General features: G+C 51.1%; 4 protein-coding genes. 2 read left to right on the top strand and 2 right to left on the bottom strand.

Features of this window, described 5'->3' with window-relative positions; translation table 11 throughout:
• Positions 1-137 precede the first annotated feature (137 nt).
• On the bottom strand, positions 138-737 hold the full coding sequence (locus RIC19_RS24075; RefSeq protein ID WP_350180944.1) for a hypothetical protein: 600 nt from the start codon (positions 735-737) through the stop codon (positions 138-140).
• Between the two features lie 2 nt (positions 738-739).
• Positions 740-1,321, bottom strand: a complete 582-nt coding sequence (locus tag RIC19_RS24080) for an RNA polymerase sigma factor (protein ID WP_350180945.1) — start codon at positions 1,319-1,321, stop codon at positions 740-742.
• Positions 1,322-1,635: 314 nt separating this feature from the next.
• Here RIC19_RS24080 and RIC19_RS24085 point away from each other — a divergent pair, with 314 nt between their 5' ends.
• Positions 1,636-2,208, top strand: coding sequence for a hypothetical protein (locus tag RIC19_RS24085; RefSeq protein WP_350180946.1), 573 nt, complete (start codon positions 1,636-1,638; stop codon positions 2,206-2,208).
• Positions 2,209-2,235: 27 nt separating this feature from the next.
• Positions 2,236-3,267 (top strand): PspA/IM30 family protein, encoded by a 1,032-nt coding sequence (locus tag RIC19_RS24090; protein ID WP_350180947.1) that lies wholly within the window; start codon positions 2,236-2,238, stop codon positions 3,265-3,267.
• Positions 3,268-3,651 lie beyond the last annotated feature (384 nt).

Below are 3,651 nucleotides of genomic sequence, written 5' to 3' on the forward strand. Positions count from 1 at the left end.
AGTCGAAAACTAACAATTTTTTGGTTAGACGAGGCACGAAAACCGGAGTTTAGCCTTAGCTAAATGAGGATTTTCGGGACGAAGTATAAGCAAAAAAGTGTAGTTTGCAGACCGATTACTAAAGTCCCAACACGCTCTTAATAAACCATCAATAGGATGGGGGGATGCTCGACAGTGCCCAGAGCGGACCGTTTGGCCCATCCGGGCGTATCCGAAACGGGCTGGGGCAGGAGCGCAGGGCTGGGCAGAGAATCGGCATCTGCTGCGAGCAGCGCCGGGGAGGCAGCTGATGGGGGGGCTATTTTTTCATCGGCAGAGAAAACAGCCCTGGCAGTATCGGCTACGATCTGGGTTACCTTCTTAAACCACAGGGAGTCTTGCCCTTCCCAGGCGATGGCTGGCGTTTGGGCATAAACAGGGGCAAAGCGGACAACCTGCCCGAGCAGGACCATGCAGGCTGCGATCGCTGCCGCCTGCCAAAAAGGAAGGGTGATGCTGTGCAGGGGGATATTCCGGCGTTGGTGTTTTTGGCGGAAAGCCTTCATCAGGTCCGCTTTGAGGGCCGGTGGCGGAGCGGGGGCATCAGATAGGGATTGGCCAGCCTGGACAGACTGCCGGAGTTGTTCGTAACGGCTGCGGCCACAGGATGCGGCTACCTGATCTTGTTCGGCAGGGGTGAGTTCCCCGTAGTTCTTGGTTGCCAGCAGTTGTTCGATGGTGGTGCTTAGTTGCTCCATGATTATGCGTTTGGGCCCAGCACGCAGCTGAGCAGTTCGTTCAATTTTTTGAGACTGTAGTGCAAGCGGGACTTTACGGTGCCGGGTGGGCAACCGAGGACCTCGCTGATTTCCTGTACCGCCAGCCCTTCCTGGTAGCGGAGCAGAAAGCACTCCCGGTGATGGGGGCGCAGGGTTTGTACGGCTTTCTCAATATAGGCTTTGCGGACTTCCGCATCGAGGTCGGGCATAGCGCTGCCGGTAGCCGTGGCTTCCGTGCCTTCTGTTAAGGTAGTCTGCTGGGGCTGTTTGGACTTCCTGCGGTATTCATTTTTGACCAAATTCCCAGCTACCGTATAAAACCAGGTGGAAAAGCGGCGCTTGGTGTCGAAGGCTCCTGGCTGTTCAATGATTTTCAGGAAGAGCTCCTGTGTGAAATCGTGGGCCAGGGCTTCGGATTGGCCCAGCATGCGGTAAAAATACCGGTACATCCGATGGCCATACCGCTCGTACAGTGCGTTGAAAGCCGACTCCTGCCCCTGCTGTATGCGTTGCATCAGCACTTCGTCAGTCGGTACGGCCTTGGATGGCTTAGGATCGGGCATGCTTTACCTTAATTTATGTTGGAATACACGCCTTATTCAGGGGCGTTCAAAAAATGGTGCAAAAAATTGTAGCTTGCCATGGCTTTCAGGTTGAGCGAAAGCGTACACGCTCTAAAACCAGCTTTGGGGCCATCAGGCAGGCATACTGCCCAAAAATAAACAAATTGGCACCTAAAATTAGATGTCTGTGACCTATTGACGGAATTCCCGGTAACCTGTTTATATCGAACTTCCATCCGGGATCATCGAAAATATCCTGTGGTTTTCCGGCAAATTCTTTTAATTTGTAGCAACAGTTAAAAACATTCGACTAAATGCAAAAAGACCTGAAGTCGCTCTTCGGTGATCACCATGGGCTTGATGAACGAAGTGTCAGTGCGCTGACCCGCGCCTTAGCTAACGAAAACCTGCCGGGTTTCGATTATATTGAATTCAAACAAGCCCTCGCCCGTTTGCGTGAAATGGGTATGGATGAGCCCACGGCTTTCCGTTCTGCCTACGCTACGGCTTCTACGATGGGGCTGACTAAGGACAAACTCCTGAAAACAGCCCATCATTACAAGAAAGTGCTGGATAATGAGAACGAGCACTTTGAGGAGTCTCTAAACAAGCAAATGGAGCAGCGCGTCAAAGCCAAAATGCAGGAGGTGGAGAAGATGAAGAAGCAGGTGGCTGCTTTTCAGGCCAAAATTGAAGAGCTGGAAGCTAAAATCAGAGACCTGGGCGCGAACATCGAAAAAGGAGAAAAAACCATCGCCTCTGCCGATGAGGATATTCAGGCAGCTAAAGATAAACTGCTGTCTACGAAGGATGCTTTCCAGTATGCCCTGAAGAGTATCTCCAATGAGATACAAAAGGACATCGAAAGCATGGAGTCTTACCTTTAATCTTGAAACAACCATATCTAAATATCTATGGCAACATCATCGCCAAACTTTGATCCATCTGAATTCAAACAGAAGTCGTTCTGGAAGCGGCCCGAAGGTATTACGGGCGCCATTTTCCTGGGCGCACTGATTCTGGGCGGCGGCTATTTGCTGGCGGTCAATATGGCTGCTATTCTTGCCCTGGTGCAGAATACCCTATACCTCGCTATTTTGCTGGCTGTGCTGGCCGCAGTCGTCTATATGATCCTCGATCCGCGCATGCGCAACCTGGTCTGGTATATGTACAAAAGCGTCATGCGCTCCGTTACCGGTGTATTTGTACAGGTAGACCCTATCGGTATCCTGAAGAGCTACGTGGAGGACCTCTCCGGTAACCTCGTCAAAATGCGTAAGCAAATTGGTATCCTGCGGGGCCAGATGCGCAAGCTGCAAACCTTGGTAGAGGAGAACACCCGCACCATTGGAGAGCAGATGAAAATGGCCAGCGCCGCCAAAGAGAAAGGCATGGACAGTCAGGTCGTCCTGGCAACCCGAAAGGCCGCCCGCCTCAGAGACAGCAACGAAAAATATACATCCCTGCTCAACCGCATGGACGTGATGTACCGCATCCTGAAAAAAATGCACCAAAACTCGGAAATCCTTCTGGAGGATACCAAAGATCAGGTGCAGCTCAAAGAGCAGGAACGCAAAGCCATCCGGACTTCCCACTCCGCTATGAAGTCGGCCATGAGCGTCATGTCTGGTGACCCTGACAAGCGGGCCATGTTTGATGCTGCCATGGAAGCCATCACCGACGATGTGGCTAACAAAGTAGGGGAAATGGAACGCTTCATGGAAATGTCTTCCAATGTGATGAACTCCATCGACCTGCAGCAGGGCATCTTCGAGGATGAAGGGCTGAAAATGCTGGAGCAATGGGAAAAGGAGAGCACCCTCATGTTGATGGATGGCAATACCTCAAGCTCGGATACGCTGAACCTGGACTCCCCGATAGCGGAGCCGGAAAAGCGCAAGAGTGGCGGTAGTCGTAAAGAGGGGTACGACAGCTTTTTCGATTAGAGCCCGTTGGGATTTTGCTGTTATACAAGCCGGTGCGTTCAGGAGTGAACGCACCGGCTTGTTGATTTTGAAAAGGTGCCAGTGCTCTGTCAAGTTTGGAGCGGATTCGTCTCGAAAATCAAGGAGTTATGGTTCTAGCTAAACCTTTTTTGACGCATTTGACCCTGCAATTCTGCGGGGTTCATGATTCCTTGATTTGCAGTAGAAGTAAGCTCCAAACCTAGTCGGAGTATAGTTGGGCGTATTTAGAGCGTGTTGGGACTTTTGTCTTCTAGTCGAAAACTAACAATTTTTTGGTTAGACGAGGCACGAAAACCGGAGTTTAGCCTTAGCTAAATGAGGATTTTCGGGACGAAGTATAAGCAAAAAAGTGTAGTTTGCAGG

This window comes from Phaeodactylibacter sp., assembly GCF_040219495.1.
GTDB lineage: Bacteria > Bacteroidota > Bacteroidia > Chitinophagales > Saprospiraceae > Phaeodactylibacter.

Bases quoted from the DNA above. Each gene is read 5' to 3' on its own strand.
- RIC19_RS24075 (WP_350180944.1), bottom strand. From the start codon at position 737: ATGGAGCAACTAAGCACCACCATCGAACAACTGCTGGCAACCAAGAAC.
- RIC19_RS24080 (WP_350180945.1), bottom strand. From the start codon at position 1,321: ATGCCCGATCCTAAGCCATCCAAGGCCGTACCGACTGACGAAGTGCTG.
- RIC19_RS24085 (WP_350180946.1), top strand. From the start codon at position 1,636: ATGCAAAAAGACCTGAAGTCGCTCTTCGGTGATCACCATGGGCTTGAT.
- RIC19_RS24090 (WP_350180947.1), top strand. From the start codon at position 2,236: ATGGCAACATCATCGCCAAACTTTGATCCATCTGAATTCAAACAGAAG.